The 17,973-nt window shown below is 71.2% G+C and carries 20 protein-coding genes and 6 tRNA genes; 17 read left to right on the top strand and 9 right to left on the bottom strand.

Annotation, left to right across the window (positions count from 1 at the left end; genetic code table 11):
* Positions 1-100 precede the first annotated feature (100 nt).
* From cobA to ABTX60_RS18765, 3 genes are all read left to right on the top strand, one after another.
* Positions 101-1,342: a uroporphyrinogen-III C-methyltransferase gene (gene cobA / locus ABTX60_RS18775; RefSeq protein WP_352098134.1), complete on the top strand. Its 1,242-nt coding sequence runs from the start codon at positions 101-103 to the stop codon at positions 1,340-1,342.
* Between the two features lie 64 nt (positions 1,343-1,406).
* Positions 1,407-2,225, top strand: a complete 819-nt coding sequence (locus ABTX60_RS18770; protein ID WP_352098133.1) for a TrmH family RNA methyltransferase — start codon at positions 1,407-1,409, stop codon at positions 2,223-2,225.
* A gap of 8 nt (positions 2,226-2,233) precedes the next feature.
* Positions 2,234-2,626, top strand: coding sequence for an NUDIX domain-containing protein (locus tag ABTX60_RS18765; RefSeq protein ID WP_352098132.1), 393 nt, complete (start codon positions 2,234-2,236; stop codon positions 2,624-2,626).
* A 54-nt stretch (positions 2,627-2,680) separates the two neighbouring features.
* Here the strand turns inward: ABTX60_RS18765 and ABTX60_RS18760 are convergent, their stop codons facing one another.
* Positions 2,681-4,135: a serine/threonine-protein kinase gene (locus tag ABTX60_RS18760; protein WP_352098131.1), complete on the bottom strand. Its 1,455-nt coding sequence runs from the start codon at positions 4,133-4,135 to the stop codon at positions 2,681-2,683.
* 195 nt (positions 4,136-4,330) lie between these two features.
* On the opposite strand from ABTX60_RS18760, the gene ABTX60_RS18755 reads away from it, so the two are divergent.
* The 4 genes from ABTX60_RS18755 to ABTX60_RS18740 all read left to right on the top strand — a co-directional run bounded on the left by ABTX60_RS18755 (position 4,331) and on the right by ABTX60_RS18740 (position 6,828).
* On the top strand, positions 4,331-4,570 hold the full coding sequence (locus ABTX60_RS18755) for a DUF8836 family protein (RefSeq protein ID WP_053668256.1): 240 nt from the start codon (positions 4,331-4,333) through the stop codon (positions 4,568-4,570).
* 235 nt (positions 4,571-4,805) lie between these two features.
* A complete protein-coding gene (locus ABTX60_RS18750; RefSeq protein ID WP_053668257.1) occupies positions 4,806-5,015 on the top strand; it encodes a hypothetical protein in 210 nt (69 codons plus the stop codon).
* A gap of 507 nt (positions 5,016-5,522) precedes the next feature.
* Positions 5,523-6,458 (top strand): phosphotransferase family protein, encoded by a 936-nt coding sequence (locus ABTX60_RS18745; RefSeq protein WP_352098130.1) that lies wholly within the window; start codon positions 5,523-5,525, stop codon positions 6,456-6,458.
* A gap of 79 nt (positions 6,459-6,537) precedes the next feature.
* Positions 6,538-6,828, top strand: a complete 291-nt coding sequence (locus tag ABTX60_RS18740; RefSeq protein WP_352098129.1) for a TFIIB-type zinc ribbon-containing protein — start codon at positions 6,538-6,540, stop codon at positions 6,826-6,828.
* A gap of 73 nt (positions 6,829-6,901) precedes the next feature.
* Here the strand turns inward: ABTX60_RS18740 and ABTX60_RS18735 are convergent.
* The 5 genes from ABTX60_RS18735 to ABTX60_RS18715 form a co-directional block, all read right to left on the bottom strand.
* A tRNA-Val gene (locus tag ABTX60_RS18735) sits at positions 6,902-6,973 on the bottom strand.
* 43 nt (positions 6,974-7,016) lie between these two features.
* Positions 7,017-7,088 (bottom strand) — tRNA-Val (locus ABTX60_RS18730).
* A gap of 23 nt (positions 7,089-7,111) precedes the next feature.
* Positions 7,112-7,183 (bottom strand) — tRNA-Val (locus tag ABTX60_RS18725).
* A 1-nt stretch (position 7,184) separates the two neighbouring features.
* Positions 7,185-7,258: transfer RNA gene (locus tag ABTX60_RS18720), tRNA-Cys, on the bottom strand.
* Positions 7,259-7,297: 39 nt separating this feature from the next.
* Positions 7,298-7,370: transfer RNA gene (locus tag ABTX60_RS18715), tRNA-Gly, on the bottom strand.
* A 175-nt stretch (positions 7,371-7,545) separates the two neighbouring features.
* On the opposite strand from ABTX60_RS18715, the gene ABTX60_RS18710 reads away from it, so the two are divergent.
* From ABTX60_RS18710 to ABTX60_RS18700, 3 genes are read left to right on the top strand one after another with little or no spacing between them, the layout of a single operon-like run.
* Positions 7,546-8,601, top strand: coding sequence for a chorismate-binding protein (locus tag ABTX60_RS18710; protein WP_352098128.1), 1,056 nt, complete (start codon positions 7,546-7,548; stop codon positions 8,599-8,601).
* Positions 8,598-9,419, top strand: a complete 822-nt coding sequence (locus tag ABTX60_RS18705) for an aminotransferase class IV (protein ID WP_352098127.1) — start codon at positions 8,598-8,600, stop codon at positions 9,417-9,419. Before ABTX60_RS18710 ends, ABTX60_RS18705 begins: the two co-directional genes overlap by 4 nt.
* 54 nt (positions 9,420-9,473) lie before the next feature.
* On the top strand, positions 9,474-10,298 hold the full coding sequence (locus tag ABTX60_RS18700; RefSeq protein ID WP_352098126.1) for a GNAT family N-acetyltransferase: 825 nt from the start codon (positions 9,474-9,476) through the stop codon (positions 10,296-10,298).
* A gap of 31 nt (positions 10,299-10,329) precedes the next feature.
* Here ABTX60_RS18700 and ABTX60_RS18695 read toward each other — a convergent pair whose 3' ends face one another.
* Positions 10,330-10,854 carry a DsbA family protein gene (locus ABTX60_RS18695; RefSeq protein WP_352098125.1) on the bottom strand — a complete coding sequence of 175 codons (525 nt, stop codon included), beginning with the start codon at positions 10,852-10,854 and terminating at the stop codon, positions 10,330-10,332.
* A 177-nt stretch (positions 10,855-11,031) separates the two neighbouring features.
* Between ABTX60_RS18695 and ABTX60_RS18690 the strand changes: the two genes are divergently transcribed.
* Entirely contained in the window at positions 11,032-11,469 is a 438-nt protein-coding gene (locus ABTX60_RS18690) for a hypothetical protein (RefSeq protein ID WP_352098124.1), read from the top strand.
* Between the two features lie 156 nt (positions 11,470-11,625).
* Entirely contained in the window at positions 11,626-11,844 is a 219-nt protein-coding gene (locus tag ABTX60_RS18685) for a hypothetical protein (protein WP_352098123.1), read from the top strand.
* A gap of 142 nt (positions 11,845-11,986) precedes the next feature.
* Here the strand turns inward: ABTX60_RS18685 and ABTX60_RS18680 are convergent, their stop codons facing one another.
* Both ABTX60_RS18680 and ABTX60_RS18675 read right to left on the bottom strand, forming a co-directional pair.
* Positions 11,987-12,547 carry a CGNR zinc finger domain-containing protein gene (locus tag ABTX60_RS18680; protein ID WP_352098122.1) on the bottom strand — a complete coding sequence of 187 codons (561 nt, stop codon included), beginning with the start codon at positions 12,545-12,547 and terminating at the stop codon, positions 11,987-11,989.
* Positions 12,548-12,849: 302 nt separating this feature from the next.
* Positions 12,850-13,263 (bottom strand): SsgA family sporulation/cell division regulator, encoded by a 414-nt coding sequence (locus ABTX60_RS18675; RefSeq protein ID WP_004002642.1) that lies wholly within the window; start codon positions 13,261-13,263, stop codon positions 12,850-12,852.
* A 191-nt stretch (positions 13,264-13,454) separates the two neighbouring features.
* On the opposite strand from ABTX60_RS18675, the gene ABTX60_RS18670 reads away from it, so the two are divergent.
* The 5 genes from ABTX60_RS18670 (at position 13,455) to ABTX60_RS18650 (ending at position 17,967) form a co-directional block, all read left to right on the top strand.
* Positions 13,455-13,913, top strand: a complete 459-nt coding sequence (locus ABTX60_RS18670; RefSeq protein ID WP_352098121.1) for a TIGR02611 family protein — start codon at positions 13,455-13,457, stop codon at positions 13,911-13,913.
* Between the two features lie 46 nt (positions 13,914-13,959).
* A tRNA-Val gene (locus tag ABTX60_RS18665) sits at positions 13,960-14,031 on the top strand.
* A gap of 731 nt (positions 14,032-14,762) precedes the next feature.
* A complete protein-coding gene (locus ABTX60_RS18660; RefSeq protein ID WP_352098120.1) occupies positions 14,763-16,052 on the top strand; it encodes an ABC transporter substrate-binding protein in 1,290 nt (429 codons plus the stop codon).
* Positions 16,052-17,053 (top strand): carbohydrate ABC transporter permease, encoded by a 1,002-nt coding sequence (locus ABTX60_RS18655; RefSeq protein WP_352098119.1) that lies wholly within the window; start codon positions 16,052-16,054, stop codon positions 17,051-17,053. The genes ABTX60_RS18660 and ABTX60_RS18655 overlap by 1 nt, the downstream gene beginning before the upstream one ends.
* A complete protein-coding gene (locus tag ABTX60_RS18650; RefSeq protein WP_352098118.1) occupies positions 17,050-17,967 on the top strand; it encodes a carbohydrate ABC transporter permease in 918 nt (305 codons plus the stop codon). The genes ABTX60_RS18655 and ABTX60_RS18650 overlap by 4 nt, the downstream gene beginning before the upstream one ends.
* Positions 17,968-17,973 lie beyond the last annotated feature (6 nt).

Below are 17,973 nucleotides of genomic sequence, written 5' to 3'. Positions count from 1 at the left end.
CGGGTGCCCAGTCACTGGACCACCTGAGCCGCCCTCCCTCCCGCCCACTAAAATCCGCACGTCAGGGCACTGAACACCGCCGCAACAGGAGCCGCACCTCATGGCCGAACATCCCGCCTACCCCGTAGGCCTCCGCCTCACCGGCCGTCGTGTGGTCGTCCTCGGCGGCGGCCAGGTCGCCCAGCGCCGCCTCCCGGCACTGATCGCGGCGGGCGCGGACATCCTCCTCGTGTCCCCCGAGGCGACGCCCTCGGTCGAGGCCATGGCGGACGCCGGCGAGATCACCTGGGACAGGCGCCCGTACCGGGAGGGCGACCTCGCGGACGCCTGGTACGCCTTGATCGCCACGAGCGACACGGAGGCGAACGGCAGGGCATCGGCCGAGGCGGAACGCCACCGCGTCTGGTGCGTCCGCTCCGACGACGCCGACAGGGCCACCGCCTGGACCCCGGCGACCGGCCACAGCGAGGGCGTCACGGTCGCGGTCCTGACCACCGACGCCAAGGGGCGCGACCCTCGCCACACCGCCGCCGTCCGCGACGCGGTCGTCGAGGGCCTGCGCGACGGCACGCTCGTCGCCCCGCACCACCGCACCCGCACCCCCGGAGTCGCCCTGGTCGGCGGCGGCCCCGGCGACCCGGACCTGATCACCGTGCGCGGCCGCCGCCTGCTCGCCGAGGCGGACGTCGTCATCGCGGACCGCCTCGGCCCGCGCGACCTCCTCGCCGAACTGCCGCCCCATGTCGAGGTGATCGACGCGGCGAAGATCCCCTACGGCCGCTTCATGGCCCAGGAGGCCATCAACAACGCGCTGATCGAGCACGCGAGGCAGGGCAAGTCGGTCGTCCGCCTGAAGGGCGGCGACCCGTACGTCTTCGGCCGCGGCATGGAGGAGCTCCAGGCCCTCGCCGAGGCGGGCATCCCCTGCACGGTCGTCCCCGGGATCTCCAGTTCGATCTCGGTCCCGGGCGCTGCCGGCATCCCGGTCACCCATCGCGGCGTCGCCCACGAGTTCACCGTGGTCAGCGGCCATGTCGCGCCCGACGACGAGCGCTCCCTCGTCGACTGGCCCGCCCTGGCCCGGCTGACCGGCACGCTGGTGATCCTCATGGGCGTAGACAAGATCGGAAAGATCGCCGAGACGCTCGTCGCCCACGGAAAGCCGGCCGGCACCCCCGTCGCCCTCGTCCAGGAGGGCACGACCGCCGCTCAGCGCCGCGTCGACGCCACCCTCGCGACGGTCGCGGAGACCGTGCGCACCGAGGACGTGAAGCCGCCGGCGGTCATCGTCATCGGCGAGGTCGTGAAGGTCGGCTCCCCCGCCCCGGCGACGAATGAGTAACCCCGGGTAACCCAACCCGTCCCGAGCCGTTGGCACCACACCCAGGACAAGGCAGTATCACCCTGTGGCCGATCTCATCACCGTCGAGGATCCCGACGACCCGCGTCTGCGCGACTACACCGGCCTGACCGACGTGGAGCTGCGCCGCAAGCGCGAACCCGCCGAGGGCCTGTTCATCGCCGAGGGCGAGAAGGTCATCAGAAGGGCCAAGGAAGCGGGCTACGAGATGCGGTCCATGCTGCTCTCGGCCAAGTGGGTCGACGTCATGCGCGACGTCATCGACGAACTCCCCGCCCCGGTCTACGCCGTCAGCCCGGAGCTCGCCGAGCAGGTCACCGGCTATCACGTGCACCGCGGCGCGCTCGCCTCCATGCAGCGCAAACCCCTGCCCACGGCCGCCGACCTCCTGCGGACCGCCCGCCGCGTCGTCGTCATGGAGTCGGTCAACGACCACACCAACATCGGCGCGATCTTCCGGTCGGCCGCCGCCCTGGGCATGGACGCCGTCCTGCTCTCGCCCGACTGCGCCGACCCCCTCTACCGCCGCAGCGTGAAGGTCTCCATGGGCGCGGTCTTCTCCGTCCCGTACGCCCGCCTCGACACCTGGCCGAAGGGACTGGAGTCGGTCCGCGAGGCGGGCTTCACCCTCCTCGCCCTCACCCCCGACGAGAAGGCCCGCTCCCTCGACGAGGCCGCCCCGCACACCATGGACCGCGTGGCCCTGATGCTCGGCGCCGAGGGCGACGGCCTGTCCACCCAGGCCCTGGTCGCCGCCGACGAATGGGTCCGCATCCCCATGTCCCACGGTGTGGACTCCCTCAACGTGGGCGCGGCCGCCGCCGTGGCCTTCTACGCCGTGGCCACCGGCCGGCCCACGGCCTAAGGACGCCCGTGGAGCAGCGCGAGGCGATCGTCGCCGTACTCCGGCGCGGCGAGCGCCTCCTCGCGATCCGGCGCGGTCCGGCCGTCGCCCGGCCCGGCTACTGGCAGCCTCTCAGCGGCAAGGTCGAGCCGGGCGAGACCCAGGAGCAGGCGGTCGTCCGGGAGACCCGCGAGGAGGTCGGCCTCACCGTCGTTCCGCAGGCGAAGGTCTGGGAGTCGGAGACCGACGACCACCGCTTCCGTCTCCACCGGTGGACCGCCCGGGCCGACACCGGCGAGGTGGTCCCCGACCCGCGCGAGGTCGCCGAGACCCGTTGGGTCACTCCGGGGGAGTTCCTGGCCCTGGACCCGGTCTTCGACGGCGACCGCGAGTTCTTCGAACGGATCATGCCGCGGCTGTGACACCCCGCTGAGACCGGACGTCGTTCCACGGCCCGGGTCGCGCGATGCGGGCCCCTACGGCGCGAAGCTGCGCGGAGGGTCGTCCTGCTGGACGTGCTCCTGCCGCACGCCGACCCCGTCGCCGCCGAGTCCCCGCGCCGGCCCCTGGCAGCCCTGCACCAGGGCGATACCCACCGCCACCAGCAGCGTCACCACGACGAACACGAACAGCCGCTGCCGCAGCAGCCGCGGATTCGCGGGCCGCAGCCGGGTTCCCGTGTTCCTGGACGCCGGGCGTCCGGCGCCGCTGTGCGGAGCGGGGCGCCCGCCACTGCCCGATCGCGTCCCATCGCGTCCGGCGGGCGTCGGCCGCGCCCCCGACCGCGACGGGGCGCCGCCACGCGAGGCGCCGGGTCCGCGCATCGGGGTCCTGCCGCGGCTTCCGCTCCCCGTCGACCGGTTCCCGCCCCCGGTCGCCCGGACTCCGCCCCGCGCACCCGTCCCGCTCTGCGAAGCCGCACCGTCCGGCGAGGCATGGCCGTCCCGGGAGGGAGCGGAACCCCGGGGCGGGGGAGTGCCCCGGCCCCGCTGCGCCCCGGAACTCTGCTGCCCCTGCGGACGCCGGACCCGCTCGGGGTAGGTGTCGACGGGCCGGTCGCCGTCGGCACCGCGCGGCGCGGGCGGCCGGACACCGGCCAGATCCTGCGACTCCCGGGCGGCGATCTCCTTGAGGCGCAGCGACAGTTGGAGCGTGCTGGGCCGCTCCTCGGGGTCCTTCGCCAGACACGCCCGGACGAGCGGAGCCAGCGCGTCGGGCACACCGTGCAGCTGCGGCTCCTCGTGCACCACGCGGTACAGCATCACCTCGGAACTGCCGTGCCCGAAGGGCGAGTCGCCCATCGAGGAGTACGCGAGCGTGGCACCGAGCGAGAACACGTCCGTGGCCGGTGTGACGGCGGCCCCGCGCACCTGCTCCGGCGCGAGGAAGCCGGGCGAGCCGACCGCCGTGCCGACATGGGTGAGCGTCGAGGCGCCGGTGGCCCAGGCGATGCCGAAGTCGATGATCCGCGGCCCCTTCGGGGACAGCAGGATGTTGGACGGCTTCAGGTCCCGGTGCACCACCCCGGCCTCGTGCACCGCGACCAGGCCCTCCGACAGGGCGGCACCGACGGCCGCGACATCGGCCGCGCAGAGCGGGCCCTCGGCCGCGACCTTGTCGTGCAGTGATGGGCCGGGTACGTACTGCGTGGCGAACCAGGGGCGGTCCGCGTCGAGGTCGGCGGCCACCAGCCGGGCCGTGCAGCCGCCACGGATCCGCCGGGCCGCCGAGACCTCACGGGCGAACCGGGAGCGGAACTCCTGGTCCTCCGCCAGGTCGGGACGGATGACCTTGAGCGCGACCCGCTGCCCCTTCTTGTCGGAGCCCAGGTAGACCACGCCCATCCCGCCCGCGCCGAGCCGCCTGTGAAGCTTGAACGAGCCGACGACGCGCGGGTCCTCGCGCCTCAGGCGCATCATCGCCATGTTCATCCCCGCTGCCCGGTCCTGTGACGAGCCACAGCTTACGTTTCCGCGGCCGCCCGCGCGCAGAGGCCGCGCCCTCTCAGGGTGATGGATTGTCAGTGGTGGGTGGGAGACTTGAAGAGTGGTCAGGGAGGGCGCGGAGAGGCGGACTTCGCGTGCGGAGTGATCCCAACCACCCGTCGCAGAAGGGGGATTGGTCCTGTGAAGGGTGATCGTGTGGAGATAGTCGTGGATGCGGGGGACACGACGCGCACCTACGAGGTCGTGGCGAGCAGAGCGGGCCGCAGGGTGGAGACCGCGGTGCGCCGAGGTGTCGTGGAAGTGAGCGAAGTCACCCGAAGCGGGACGGTCGTCCGTACCGCCCGCTTCATGGCGAATCGGGTGCTCGCGCTCGTGGAACAGCCCGTTCCGCGGGAGGAGAGCTCAGACAAAGAGGGATGATCCCGGCGTCCCGTCGGGGAAGACCCTGAGACCCGCGGCTGCGTCTCCACCCAGGGGAGTACATCGCAGGTGGCGGCTCATCCTAGGGGAGGCCCGGCAATCGGTACGAGGGCATGACGCCGGGGAGGGGCCGGACGCCTAGATTTGAGGTCAAGCGGCGGGTGGCAGCACTCGTCCCCCGAGGTCAGACGCTCGCCGCTGTAAACCACAACGGAGAACGGTCAGGAGAGGGACCATGGCCCAGACGGCACCGCGGACACTGCTCCGCGAGGAGGGACGCAAGGCGTACGCCGCCGCGTTCCGCCCCCGCCGCCAGGGCCGTCGCCACCCGCTGGTGGCGACGCTGATGGCCCTTCCCCTGGCGGTCCTGCTCCTCCTCGTCTTCGACGGGTGGGAGACAGTGGCCACACAGGCGTCGTCCGTGGGAGAGATGCTGGGGCGCTGAGCGGCGACCCCAGGCCCGGAAGAGCGGTCCGGGCGGGAACATCACACCCATGAAACCCCGTGGGGACGGGGGTGCGGCGGACGGCACAGATGCCGGCGCAGCTGGGGAGCTGCGCCGGCATTGCTTTGCCTTCAGCCGGTTGCCCCGCCTCCGCTGCGGGGCATGCGTGCCGCCGAAGGCGCCACCGACGGCCAGAGCGAGCACCCCAATCCAGGCCGCCACGCCCCACCCGGACGCCGAGCACCTATTGCCCGCAGTTCCTGGCGCCGTGCACCGGACACCGGCAGCTCCGGACGCCGAGCACCTGATGCCCGCAGTTCCTGGCACCGCGCACCGGACACCGGCAGCTCCGGACGCCGAGCACCTGATGCCTGCAGTTCCTGGCGCCGTGCACCGGACACCGGCAGCTCCGGACGCCGAGCACCTGATGCCCGCAGTTCCTGGCACCGCGCATCCGATGCCGCCACTTCCCGACGCCGCGCACCCCACCGCACGTACCCTCACCCCGTGACCCCCGCCCCACTCCTGCGCGCGCTCGCCGTCAGGGCCCGAGTCGCCGCACACGCGCGCTCGTCGGCCTGTCCCTGCGGCGCGGCCACGCTCGCGGACCGCCCCGACGGCGTCGTCGTACGCCACGCGGACACCGTCGCGAAGGCCCACCCACCGGACAGCGACCCGGCCGAACTCGCCGGCCGCCTCGATCTGGCCACCCGCCTCCCCGGCATCCTCCTGCCTCCACTCGACCCCGCCCCGCTCGCCCTGCACGGACGCCTCGTGACGTTCTGGCCGTACGGCGCACCCGTGGATCCCGGCGACCCGGACGCCGCCCCTTGGGAAGCCGCCGCCACTCTCCTCGCCCGCCTCCACCGCGCTCCGGCCCCGCCGGACCTGCCTCCCATGCGCGGCCCCGCGAAGGCGGCCCGGGCCGTGGCCCGGCTCCGCGAGGCCGGTCCGCACCCCGCGGCCGCCCCCGTCCTGCGCGCCTGGGCCACCCTCCCGCCCTGGGCCCGGGCCGAGGCCCCGATGCCGCACACCGGCACCCTCTGCCACGGCGACCTCCACCTCGGCCAGCTCGTCCGCCGTCCCGCCCCCGACGGCCCCTGGCTGCTGATAGACGTGGACGACCTCGGCACCGGCGTCCCCGCCTGGGACCTCGCCCGCCCCGCCGCCTGGTACGCCTGCGGCCTGCTCCCGCCCGGGGAGTGGACCCGATTCCTCACCGCCTACCGCGAGGCCGGCGGTCCCGCCGTCCCCGTCGAGGGCGACCCCTGGCCCGCCCTCGACGTCGCCGCCCGCGCCCTCACCGCGCAGACCGCGGCCCGGGCCGTCGCCAAGGCGGTCGCGGCCGGGCGCCCGCTGGACGAGGTGGAGCAGGCGGTCGTGGACGCCTGTGACCGAATGGCTACCGTCCCGGCACAGTTGGCGCAGGAGCACGCGAAGTAGGGTGCAACCGACTGCAGCGGGACAGAGTCTGTCCTGGCGAGATGTGAAGCAGGACCGACCGGCGAGGAGTTGAACCACCATGCAGTGTCCGAAGTGCCGTGCACCGATGCACACGTACAACCGCAACGGTGTCCAGATCGAGCAGTGCAGCGGCTGCCGCGGGATCTTTCTCGACTACGGCGAGCTGGAGTCCCTGACCCGCCTCGAGGCACAGTGGTCCCAGCCCGCCCCGCCGCCCCCGCCCGGCCCGCAGGCCTACCCGGCCCCGCCGGCTCCCGCCTGGGGCGCCCCGCACGGCGGCCACGGCCATCATGGTCATCACGGCCACCACCGCAGCAAGAGCTTCGGCCACATGCTGTTCTCGTCCTGACGCGCCTCGCGGGACGACGACGCGAAACGCAAGGAGCCCCCGGCCGCGAACGGCCGGGGGCTCCTGTGTGATGTGGACGATACTGGGATTGAACCAGTGACCTCTTCCGTGTCAGGGAAGCGCTCTCCCGCTGAGCTAATCGTCCTCGGGGCCATGTGTACGGACTGTGTCCGCTCATGGGCACTGCGTGCGCGATACTGGGATTGAACCAGTGACCTCTTCCGTGTCAGGGAAGCGCTCTCCCGCTGAGCTAATCGCGCGGGTGGGACCTTGAGAGATCCAGTGGACGATACTGGGATTGAACCAGTGACCTCTTCCGTGTCAGGGAAGCGCTCTCCCGCTGAGCTAATCGTCCTTGGAGGTGGAGACGGGATTTGAACCCGTGTAGACGGCTTTGCAGGCCGTTGCCTCGCCTCTCGGCCACTCCACCAGGAGTGCAGGGGTTCGGGAAGATCCCCTTGCTCTTTCGAGCGAACGACGAGGTTCGAACTCGCGACCTCAACCTTGGCAAGGTTGCGCTCTACCAACTGAGCTACGTTCGCCTGTCTTTCCGATCCGCTCTCGCGGCCCGGCGACGTGTTGAACTCTAGCGGATACCGGGGCCAGTACAAAAACGCGTTTGTGCAGCGTGCTGCGCTTCCCCTGCTCAAGGGCGTCACAGGGCCGTCGGCGGGGCATCGCGGCCACCCGCGAGACGCCCGCCATAGACTCGACTGCGTGCTCGACCTCCCTCCTCTCGCCCGCTTCGGCGACCGCGTCGCCACCGGGCTCCTCGACGTCACCGACGACCCCGAAGCCCTGGAGTCCAGCGGTTTCTGGGCCGTCTGCGCGGACTTCGAGGGCCGGCTGACCTGCGCCCGCTTCGCGCAGGTCCGGACCGCGGACGTGCCCGCCCCCGTGCCCGGCGCATGGCACGGGCCGGCGGCCGGTGACTGGACGTCCTCGCTCGACCGCGCCGCGTACACGGCCGCCGTCCGGCGGATCCGCGACCACATCGCGGCCGGCGAGGTCTACCAGGCGAACCTGTGCCGGGTGCTGTCGGCGCCCGTCCCGCCCGGCGCCGACGTGGACGCCCTCACGGCACTGCTCGCCCGCGGCAACCCTGCACCGTATGCGGGAACGATTCGCCTGCCCGGGCACGGCGTGGAGATCGCCACCGCCTCGCCCGAACTGTTCCTGCGGCGCGACGGCCGGATCGTGGAGTCCGGGCCGATCAAGGGCACCGGCAGGACGGAGGCGGACCTGCTGGAGAAGGACTACGCCGAGAACGTGATGATCGTGGACCTCGTCCGCAACGACATCGGGCGGGTGTGCGCCACGGGCAGTGTGACGGTGCCCGACCTGTGTGCCGTCGAGAAGCACCCGGGGCTGGTCCACCTCGTCTCGACGGTCCGCGGCGAGCTCGATCACGGGGCCGGCTGGGCCGAGCTGATCGGCGCCGCCTTCCCTCCCGGCTCGGTCACCGGCGCGCCCAAGTCCAGCGCGCTGCGGATCATCGACACGCTCGAGACGGCGCCCAGGGGGCCGTACTGCGGCGGGATCGGGTGGGTCGACGCCGACCGGCGGGTCGCAGAGCTGGCCGTCGGCATCCGTACGTTCTGGATCGACCGGGCGGAGGGCGTACTGCGCTTCGGCACCGGCGCCGGCATCACCTGGGGCTCCGATCCCGAGGGGGAGTGGCGCGAGACCGAGCTGAAGGCGTCCCGGCTGCTCGCGATAGCGTCGGGAGCGTACGAGGTGAGTGGAGAGGACCTCCGGGAGGACCTGACGTGAAGATCTGGCTCGACGGCGGACTGCAGGACACCGAGTCCGCCCGCGTCTCCGTCTTCGACCACGGCCTGACCGTGGGCGACGGCATCTTCGAGACGGTGAAGGCCGTGCACGGCCGGCCGTTCGCCCTCACCCGGCACCTCGACCGGCTGACCCGGTCCGCGCGCGGCCTGGGGCTGCCGGATCCGGACCACGACGAGGTGCGCCGCGCCTGCGCCGCGGTCCTCGAAGCCGGCCCCGTGCCGCTCGGCCGTCTCCGCATCACTTACACCGGTGGCCACGGCCCCCTCGGCTCCGACCGCGGCGACCACGGCCCGACCCTCGTCGTCGCCCTCGGCGAGACGACCCGCCGCCCCGACTCCACCGCCGTGATCACCGTGCCCTGGACCCGCAACGAGCGTGGCGCCCTCACCGGCCTGAAGACCACCTCGTACGCCGAGAACGTCGTCGCTCTCGCCCGGGCGCGTGAACAGGGCGCCTCCGAGGCCCTGTTCGCCAACACGGTGGGACAGCTGTGCGAGGGCACCGGGTCGAACGTCTTCGTCGTCCTCGACGGCGAGATCCACACCCCGCCGGTCGCCTCGGGCTGCCTCGCGGGCATCACCCGAGCGCTGGCGGTCGAATGGACCGGCGCGAAGGAGACCGACCTGCCGCTGGACGTCCTGGAGCGGGCCGAGGAGATCTTCCTGACGTCCACCCTGCGGGACGTACAGGCCGTGCACCGCGTCGACGGCCGAGAGCTGTCCGGCGCGCCCGGTCCGGTGACCGCCAAGGCCATGCGGCTCTTCGAGGAGCGGGCCGGCAGCGACCTCGACCCCTGACAGCCCCCGGAAAATCGGCTGAAGGGGGCCGTGGTTGCGGGTAGAACACCCCTGATGACCACGACCCTGCGGCCGACCGAGCCGCTTCAGCAGAACGCCGACGGGACGCGCTCGCGCCGCTACCAGGTGTGCGTGAACAGCCGTCCCGTGGGGGCGATACACCTCGGCACGCATCCCGTGTTCGGCCGGGCGGTGGCCCGGATCATGGAGCTCCACATCGACGAACCGGACCGCAGGCGGGGCCGGGGCACGGTCGCCGCGCTCGCCGCGGAGGAGGTGGCGCGCGGTTGGGGGTGCCGCCGCATCGAGGCGGCCGTCCGCGCCACGTCCGAGGCGGGCCTGCGGCTCGCCACGGCGCTCGGCTACGTCGTCCGCAACCGCGGCATGGAGAAGCAGCTCGGCGACACCCCGCCGGAGCTGCCCGGGGGCAGCCGCGCCCGGCCCATGACCGAAGCCGAGTTCGGCCCTTGGCTGGAGAAGGGCAAGGAGGAGTACGCGCGCAGCTGGATCGAGCGGGGCGTCCCGGAGGCCGAGGCCCGGGCCAAGTCGGAGCGCGACCACGCCACTCTGCTGCCCGACGGTCTCGCCACCCCCGGCATGCTGATCAGCGTCGTCGAGCACCTGGGGACACCGGTGGGCACGCTGTGGCTGGCGGTGCGCGCGGACAGCGCGTTCGTCTTCGACGTGGAGACCGACGCCGCCCACCGCGGAAAGGGCCACGGCCGCACCCTGATGCTGCTGGCCGAGGCCCAGACGATCGCGGAGGGCAGGCGGACGCTCGGGCTCAACGTCTTCGCCGGCAACACCCCGGCCGAGCGGCTGTATGCGTCGCTCGGCTACGAGACCGAGCGGTACGCCATGTACAAACCGCTGCTCTAGCGTCCCGGGAGCCGGGAGCGGAGCGGGGGAGTCAGTGCTCCCGCCCGGCCAGCAGCCGGTCCGCGATCTCCTCGATCCGCTCGCGCAGCCCCTCCTGGCTCTTGCCGCCGTCGAGCCGCTCACCGCCGATGACGTACGTCGGGGTGCCGGTCACGCCGATCGCCTTGCCCTCGGCCTGGTCGGCGTCCACGATCAGGATGTGCCGGCCGTCGACCAGAGCGGTGTCGAACTCCTCGGCGTCCAGGTCCAGTTCGCGGGCCACCTCGACCAGGAAGGGTTCCCCCTTACGGGCCAGCTCCTCGACCCGCCCCAGCAGGGCCTCCGCGTACGGCCAGCCCCGGCCCTGCTCCCATGCCTCCTCCGCTGCCTGGGCGGCGGCGAAGGCGTGCTTGTTCTTCTCCAGCGGGAAGTGCCGCAGCCGCAGCTCCAGACGGTCGCCGTAGCGGGCGCGCAGGGCATGGAGATCGTCCAGCGCGGTACGGCAGTCCGGGCACTGGAGGTCGCACCAGATCTCGAGGACGGGGGCGGTGGAACGGTCGGAGGAGGGGTCGCTCATACCGACAGTCTTCCAGCAGGCGCGACCGGGAGCGCGGCCCGCATCGGAACCTGCGGAGGAGGGGACCCGGAGATGTCCCTGATGTCGGGCCCGGAGCATGGCCCGCCGGGGTGCGGCGGGTGCAGGATGGAAGGGACGAAAGTGTTCCGACCCGATGCGCCACGCCTGGAGGACCGGATGATTGCCGAGACCGTCTGCTCCGCCGTGTCCGCGGCAGGCCTGGGCATCGCGGTCGTCACGGCGTACCGCAAGCGCTACCTCACCGCGGTGCGTGTCGCGGCCTACTCCCTCGTCCCGATCGGCCTGGTGATGACGGGGGTGGTCGAGTGGCTGGCCGACACCGCGTTCAGCCCGACGGCCTGGGCCGGATTCGGGGTGCTCGGTCTCGCGTGGGTGCTGTTCATGACCACGCGAGCCGTGGAGCGCCGGCGCGGTGGCACCCGTAAAGAGCGCAGGGCCGCGGCCCGGGCGGCCGAGCGGCCCGACGCGGTGGCACCCGCCTCGGCGCCCTCCCTGGGTCAGGGCTCCCGCCCGGCGAACCGGCCCGCGCCGGCGTCCCGCGGCGAGGACGACTTCAGCGACATCGAGGCCATCCTCAAGAAGCACGGCATATGACGGCCGCCCCGCCCGGGACTGAATCGTCACAGTGAGTCCGCTGACGCGCGGAAGTGATCACAACCCGAACCGGACCTCGCGGAATCGGCGCACTCCCGCACGGAACGAGCGCACTGATCGCGTTCGGCCGGGCGACTGCGTCATCATCGCCGCGAGATGCTGGACACGACGAAACAGAGCGACCCCGCCCCGCCGCAGGACGAGCCATGTCCTCCGCGGGAGGAGCCCTTTCTCCCGCCGGACGAGCCACGTCCCCGGCAGGACGAGCCGCGCGGTTGCCTCTTCGCCCTCTCCCAGCCACCGCTGATGATCTTCCTGGCGGTGATCGGGAGCCTGCTGCTCATGGCCTCGTTGCACGATCTGCTGTTGCTGTGAGCCTGACCCGCGGTACCCGGCGCCACCCGCCGGGGCCGCGCCGGCATCGACGGCCTCGGCGCGAGGCGGTCGGCATCGACGACCTCGGCATGGGCCGGTAGGTGCCGGCGACCTCCGGGGTTCCGCGAACCGGCGGCGGCGGTCAGCCCGCGGCTTCCTTGCGGCGCGCGCGATACGCGGCCACGTGCAGGCGGTTTCCGCAGGTGCGGCTGTCGCAGTAGCGCCGCGAGCGGTTACGGGACAGGTCGACGAAGGCGCGCCGGCAGTCGGGCGCCTCACAGCGCCGCAGCCGCTCCTGCTCTCCGGCGACCACGAAGAACGCCAACGCCATCCCGCAGTCGGCGGCCAGGTGATCGGCGACGGAGGCACCGGGGGCGAAGTAGTGCACATGCCAGTCGTAGCCGTCGTGGTCCGTGAGCCGGGGGGTGGTTCCGGCGGCCGCGACCAGGTCGTTGATCTGCCCGGCGGCGGCCCGGGCGTCGGGGGCGGCGAAGACGGCGGCGAAGCGTCCGCGGATCTTGCGCACCGCGGACAGGTCGAACTCCGAGAGCACCCCGACATCGCTGATCTCGTGGTTCCGCACGAAGTCCGTGAGGGTCGCCACGTCCGGCAGCCCGTCCGCCGCCGTGTCGTCCTCCGGTGCGGTGTTCACCAGATCGACCACGGTGTCGAGGGCGCACCGGGTGTCGTGGGTGATCAGCACGATTTGCTCCCTGGCCTGAGGGTCGGGCGGGCGCCCGCCGATGCTGGCCGATGGTAACGGCTCCGCCATCGCCGGACCCTCCAGATGCCCGCACATGGCTTCGAATACAACGCCGCAGGGCGCTCGGGGGTTCCCGAGCGCCCGGCAGCGGTTGCGAGTGAGCGGGGGAGGGCGTACCCGCGAACCGGCGCCGAGCCGCGTGAGCCGCGGTATCGGCGCCGGTGTCATCCCGTGTGCGGTTGTCCTGGCCCGAGCCGTCTCCCCGAGTGGACGGCGCCGGGCGGCTTTGTGGGGGCCTCGCCCTAGCTTTCCGCCAGGATGTGCGAGAGCTCCTGGTCGAGGTCGAAGTGCCGGTGTTCCGTGCCGGGCGGCACGGCGGCGTCGGTCCGCTTCAGGAAGGACTCCAGCGCCCGCGCCGGGGCCTCCAGCAGGGCCTCGCCCTCCGGCGAGCTCAGGGCGATGCACACGACGCCCTGACCGTGACTGCGTGATGGCCAGACGCGGACGTCGCCGGTGCCCGTGGGGCGGTGAAGTCCCTCGGCGAGGAGGTCGCGGGCGAACACCCACTCGACGGTCTCCTCGGCTCCGGTGTGGAAGGTGGCGTGCACGGCGTAGGGGTCGGCCGTGTCGTACCGCAGGCCTGCGGGGACAGGCAGGGAGGACTCGCTCGACACAACGAGGCGCAGGTGCAGCTCGCAGCTGACCGTGGTGTTCATAAGCGCCAGGGCCTTTCGCTCAGTGTGCGCTCGGGGATTCGCACGTCGGCGAAATCGACATGCCACCTACGGTGCCGTTGTAAACCCCTCTGAGTGTTTTGCGTGCCTTTACGTAACTCTTCCGGCCGAGGGGTCGTTCGCGTCGTGCGTCCATTCCGGTGACTGGTTTCGCTCGGGTAGTGTTCGGCCGTATGAATACGGGGAGTAACGAGCCGGGCGAGGTGGTCGTGGCGTCGGACGGATCGGGGCCGGGCGAGGTGCACGGCGACCAGGACCGCGGGCTCGGCTCGCGAGCGCCGGAATTCATCAAGGCGCGCCGGGCGCTGCACGTGAGCTGGCAGGTCGGCGTCTTCATCATCGGCCTCGCGGTCGTCGTGGCCGGCATCATCATGCTGCCGCTTCCCGGACCGGGCTGGGTCGTGATCTTCGGCGGCATGGCGATCTGGGCGACGGAGTTCGTCTGGGCCCAGCTGGTGCTCCGCTGGACCAAGCGGAAGGTCACCGAGGCGGCCCAGCGGGCCCTCGACCCCAAGGTGCGGCGCCGCAACATCATCCTGACGTTGATCGGGCTGGTGATCGTGGGCGTCCTGCTCGGTGTCTACCTGTGGAAGTTCGGCATCGTCATGCCGTGGAAGATCGAGGACCAGTGAGCGTCACAGGCACCCGCTGACATGGGGTAATGTTCTTCCTGCGCCCGGGCGATTAGCTCAGTGGGAGAGCGCTTCGTTCACACCGAAGAGGTCACTGGTTCGAACCCAGTATCGCCCACCCGGACCGGCAGCCCACCTGCGACTACGCAGGTGGGCTGCCGTTGTCGTATCTGCCGAAGTGTCGCCGGGCCTCCGGGCGGGAGACGGGGCCGGGAGATCGCTGACGGAGGGCTTGCCCGCGGCGCTCGGTACCGCCGGGCGGCGTGGCTGGAACACCGCCCCGCCCATCGGCCGGCGCGGGTGCCGCATGCGTCTCCAAGGTCCCGGAGGGCGCCGAGGTCCGTCCGCTGAGGGCTGTCGCATGCGCCGCGGGGGAGGCGAACCGGCGAAGCGCGGGGGAGCGGCCTGTCACCCGGCACCCTGCGCCGCCCGGTCTGCGACCACCATCGATCCCGCCGGGCGCACCGACTCGTCCGTCAGGGCGCTCCCTCCGGTGCCGTCACCCCGTAGACAATCGCACCCCGCAACGACTCGGCAGCGGCCTGGCCGGAAAGGGTCCTCGATCCCGCACCCTCCGGTCGCCGGCCCGGCGTCGCTTTTCGGTCGCGCCCGAAAGCGGCCCGGCTCGCCCCGCCGCAGGCGGCGCCTCGACCGCATCGACGTCACCAGCGATGTCGCCCGAGCCGAGTCCCCGGCCCCACCTCCACGGCCCGCCCCGTCGCCCGCCGCCTCGGTAAGAAATTCTTGTCCGAATCATTGACGCACTCTCAGCCCCTCCGTACCTTGTGCCAGCAAGCGCTTACTTGAAACGATTCATGCAAGCGGGACGACGCGCGGGGAGGTCCAACCGTGGTGAACGGCAGGAATGTTGAGAGACGCACGATTTTGAAGGCGGCCGGAGCCACGGCAGCCGCGCTGGGGCTGGCCGCGACGACCGGCTGCGGTGGTGACGGAGGGGCCTCCGCGGACGGGACGGTGACGATCCGTTACGCGTGGTGGGGCGCGGAGGACCGTGCCGAGAGAATCAACAAGACGATCGCGCTCTTCGAGAAGAAGTACCCGAAGATCAAGGTGAAAACGGACTTCCAGCCTTATCCCGACTTCTGGAAGAAGTTCAACACCCAGGCCTCCGGCGGGAATCCGCCGGACGTGTTCCAGAATGCGATCGGCTTCCTCCGGAAATACGACGCGAAGAACGTGCTGCTCGATCTCAGCGAGCAGGCGAAGGCCGGCAACCTCCGGATGGACGGATTCCGCGCGGGCCTCGCGAAGTTCGGTGAGATCGACGGCAAGCTCCTCGGCGTCCCCGTCGGTTCGAACTCCATGGCCCTGGTCATCGACAAGCCCGTCTACACCCGGGCCGGGGTGAAGCCGGAGCAGGGATGGACCTGGGACGACTACCACGCGGCGATGAAGAAGATCCGCCAGAAGACGGGGCGTGCCGGTGACACCGGCCCGTACAACATCATGTACCTCTACGACCTCTACCTGCGCCAGAACGGCAAGGCGTTCTTCACCGAGGACGCGCTCGGCTTCACCGAGGCGGATCTGACGGACTGGTGGACCAAGGCCAAGGAAGGCGTCGAGGACGGCAGCTACGCCAACCAGAAGAAGGTCGCCCAGATCAAGCCCAAGTCCGCGGTCGCCGGCGAGCTCGCCGGCGGCGAGTTCACCTGGGATAACTTCACCGTCCGCTACACGGCCGAGGGCAAGAGCGAGTACGGCCTGGCCCCCATCCCCACGACGGACGGCAAGAAGACCGGCCAGTACCTCGGCTCCCTCATGCTGAGCGCCTCCAAGCGCACCCAGCATCCCAAGGAAGTCGCCCAGTTCATCGACTTCATGGTGCACGACCCCGAGGTCGCCAAGATCATGGGCTACGACCGTGGCGTGCCCGCGACCCAGGCGCAGTACGACGCGTACAAGCCGACCGACGAGGTCAACAAGGCGATCGCCGCCTACGAGGAGTCCCTCGTCACGGCGGGCGTGCTGGAGCCCATCACCCCGCACCCGAACGGCGCGGACGTCTGCGAGGCCGCCTTCCTGCGCATCGGCGAGGAACTCGGCCTGGGCAAGCGCTCGGTCGACGAGGCCGTCAAGCAGTTCTTCACCGAGTCGAAGACGGCTCTCGGCACCTGATGGGAACCACCGTGACACACGCCCCTGCGATGGAGGGCCTGTCCCAGGACTCCGAGCCGCGGCACGGTCCGGTGAAGCCCGAGCGCCCCGCCGCCCTCAAGCGGCGGCGGCGCCGGGAGAACCTGGCCGGCTATCTCTTCATGTCCCCCTGGATCGCCGGGTTCCTGCTGCTCACCGCGGGCCCGATGATCGCCTCGCTCTACTACGCCTTCACCGACTACAACCTCTTCGACGCGCCCCAGTGGATCGGCCTCGACAACTTCTCCGAGATGTTCGGCGATCCGCGCTGGCGCCACTCGGTGCAGGTGACGCTCTGGTACGTCGCCGTGGGCACACCGCTCAAGCTGATCGCCGCCCTCGGCGTGGCGCTGCTGCTCGCCCAGAGCCGGCGCGGGCAGGCCTTCTACCGGGCCGCCTTCTACGCGCCGTCGCTCATCGGTGCGAGCGTGTCCGTCGCGATCGTGTGGAAGGCGATCTTCTCGGACGACGCGATCGTCGACCGTACCCAGAAGATCTTCGGCATCGACGCCGGCGGCTGGACCGGCGACCCGGACCTGATCATCTACAGCCTGGTGGCGCTCACCGTCTGGCAGTTCGGCGCCCCCATGGTCATCTTCCTGGCCGGGCTCAAGCAGGTCCCGCGCGAGCTGTACGAGGCGGCCGAGGTCGACGGGGCGGGCAAGCTGCGGCGGTTCTGGAACATCACGCTGCCGATGATCTCCCCAGTGCTCTTCTTCAACGTGCTGCTGGAGACGATCCACTCCTTCCAGATCTTCAGCTCGGCGTACATCGTCGGCGGCGGCGCCGGAGGCAATGCCTGCGGTCCGGCCGACGGGTCGATGGTCTACACCTGCTACCTCTACGTCCAGGGCTTCGAGAACAGCCGCATGGGCCTGGCCTCCGCGATGGCCTGGCTCCTGCTGATCGCGGTCGCCCTGGTGACGGCGGTGCTGTTCTGGTCCCAGAAGCGCTGGGTGCACTACGAGGAGGGCGCCCGATGAGCTCCCCCGATCTCTCGACTCCGCTCGGTCAGGGGGCACCCCCATCGGCCACCGAGATCAAGCCCACCGGGAGGCTCCGGCACAAGCTGCCCGGGTCCCTGGCCTGGCACATCGGCTCACTGCTGATCCTCGCGGTGATCCTCTACCCGGTGATCTGGGTCGTCGGCGGGTCCTTCAAGAAGAGCGAGGACATCGTCGGCAGCCTGGACCTCTTCCCGGGCGACCCGGTCATCGCCAACTACACGAGCCTCGCCGACGGCATCGCCGACATCCCGGTCTCCACGTTCTTCTTCAACTCGCTCTTCCTCGCCGTGGGCTCCGTGATCGGCATCCTGGTGTCCTGCTCGCTGACGGCGTACGCCTTCGCGAGGATCCGGTTCGCGGGCCGCAATCTGCTGTTCACCCTGATGATCGGCACGCTCCTGCTGCCGTACCACGTGCTGCTGATCCCGCAGTACGTGCTGTTCCGCAACCTGGAGCTGATCAACACCTACACGCCGCTGCTGCTCGGCAAGTACCTGGCAACCGAGGCGTTCTTCGTCTTCCTGATGGTGCAGTTCATGCGCAACATGCCCAAGGAGCTGGACGAGGCGGCCCGCCTCGACGGCTGCGGGCACCTGCGGATCTACTGGTCGATCGTGCTGCCGCTGGCCCGGCCGGCCCTGATCACCAGTGCGATCTTCACCTTCATCAACTCCTGGAACGACTTCATGGGCCCGCTGATCTACCTCAACGAGCCCGACAAGTACACGGTCTCGCTCGGCCTGAAGATGTTCGTCGACCAGGAAGGGCTGGCCAACTACGGCGGCATGATCGCCATGTCGCTGGTCGCGCTGCTGCCGGTGCTCGCCTTCTTCCTCGCCTTCCAGCGCTATCTGATCGACGGCATGGCCACGTCGGGTCTGAAGGGCTGAGGGCGG

Origin of the sequence: Streptomyces sp. NPDC126510 (genome assembly GCF_040302345.1) — a bacterium.
Taxonomy (GTDB): Bacteria; Actinomycetota; Actinomycetes; order Streptomycetales; family Streptomycetaceae; genus Streptomyces.
This window is presented reverse-complemented; position numbering and strand designations above follow the sequence as displayed.

Coding starts and splice junctions, on each gene's coding strand:
- ABTX60_RS18695 (WP_352098125.1), bottom strand. CDS start 10,854: ATGAGCGACCCCTCCTCCGACCGTTCCACCGCCCCCGTCCTCGAGATC.
- ABTX60_RS18650 (WP_352098118.1), top strand. CDS start 17,050: ATGAGCTCCCCCGATCTCTCGACTCCGCTCGGTCAGGGGGCACCCCCA.
- ABTX60_RS18690 (WP_352098124.1), top strand. CDS start 11,032: ATGATTGCCGAGACCGTCTGCTCCGCCGTGTCCGCGGCAGGCCTGGGC.
- ABTX60_RS18685 (WP_352098123.1), top strand. CDS start 11,626: ATGCTGGACACGACGAAACAGAGCGACCCCGCCCCGCCGCAGGACGAG.
- ABTX60_RS18740 (WP_352098129.1), top strand. CDS start 6,538: ATGCAGTGTCCGAAGTGCCGTGCACCGATGCACACGTACAACCGCAAC.
- ABTX60_RS18655 (WP_352098119.1), top strand. CDS start 16,052: ATGGGAACCACCGTGACACACGCCCCTGCGATGGAGGGCCTGTCCCAG.
- cobA (WP_352098134.1), top strand. CDS start 101: ATGGCCGAACATCCCGCCTACCCCGTAGGCCTCCGCCTCACCGGCCGT.
- ABTX60_RS18700 (WP_352098126.1), top strand. CDS start 9,474: ATGACCACGACCCTGCGGCCGACCGAGCCGCTTCAGCAGAACGCCGAC.
- ABTX60_RS18670 (WP_352098121.1), top strand. CDS start 13,455: ATGAATACGGGGAGTAACGAGCCGGGCGAGGTGGTCGTGGCGTCGGAC.
- ABTX60_RS18750 (WP_053668257.1), top strand. CDS start 4,806: ATGGCCCAGACGGCACCGCGGACACTGCTCCGCGAGGAGGGACGCAAG.
- ABTX60_RS18675 (WP_004002642.1), bottom strand. CDS start 13,263: ATGAACACCACGGTCAGCTGCGAGCTGCACCTGCGCCTCGTTGTGTCG.
- ABTX60_RS18760 (WP_352098131.1), bottom strand. CDS start 4,135: ATGAACATGGCGATGATGCGCCTGAGGCGCGAGGACCCGCGCGTCGTC.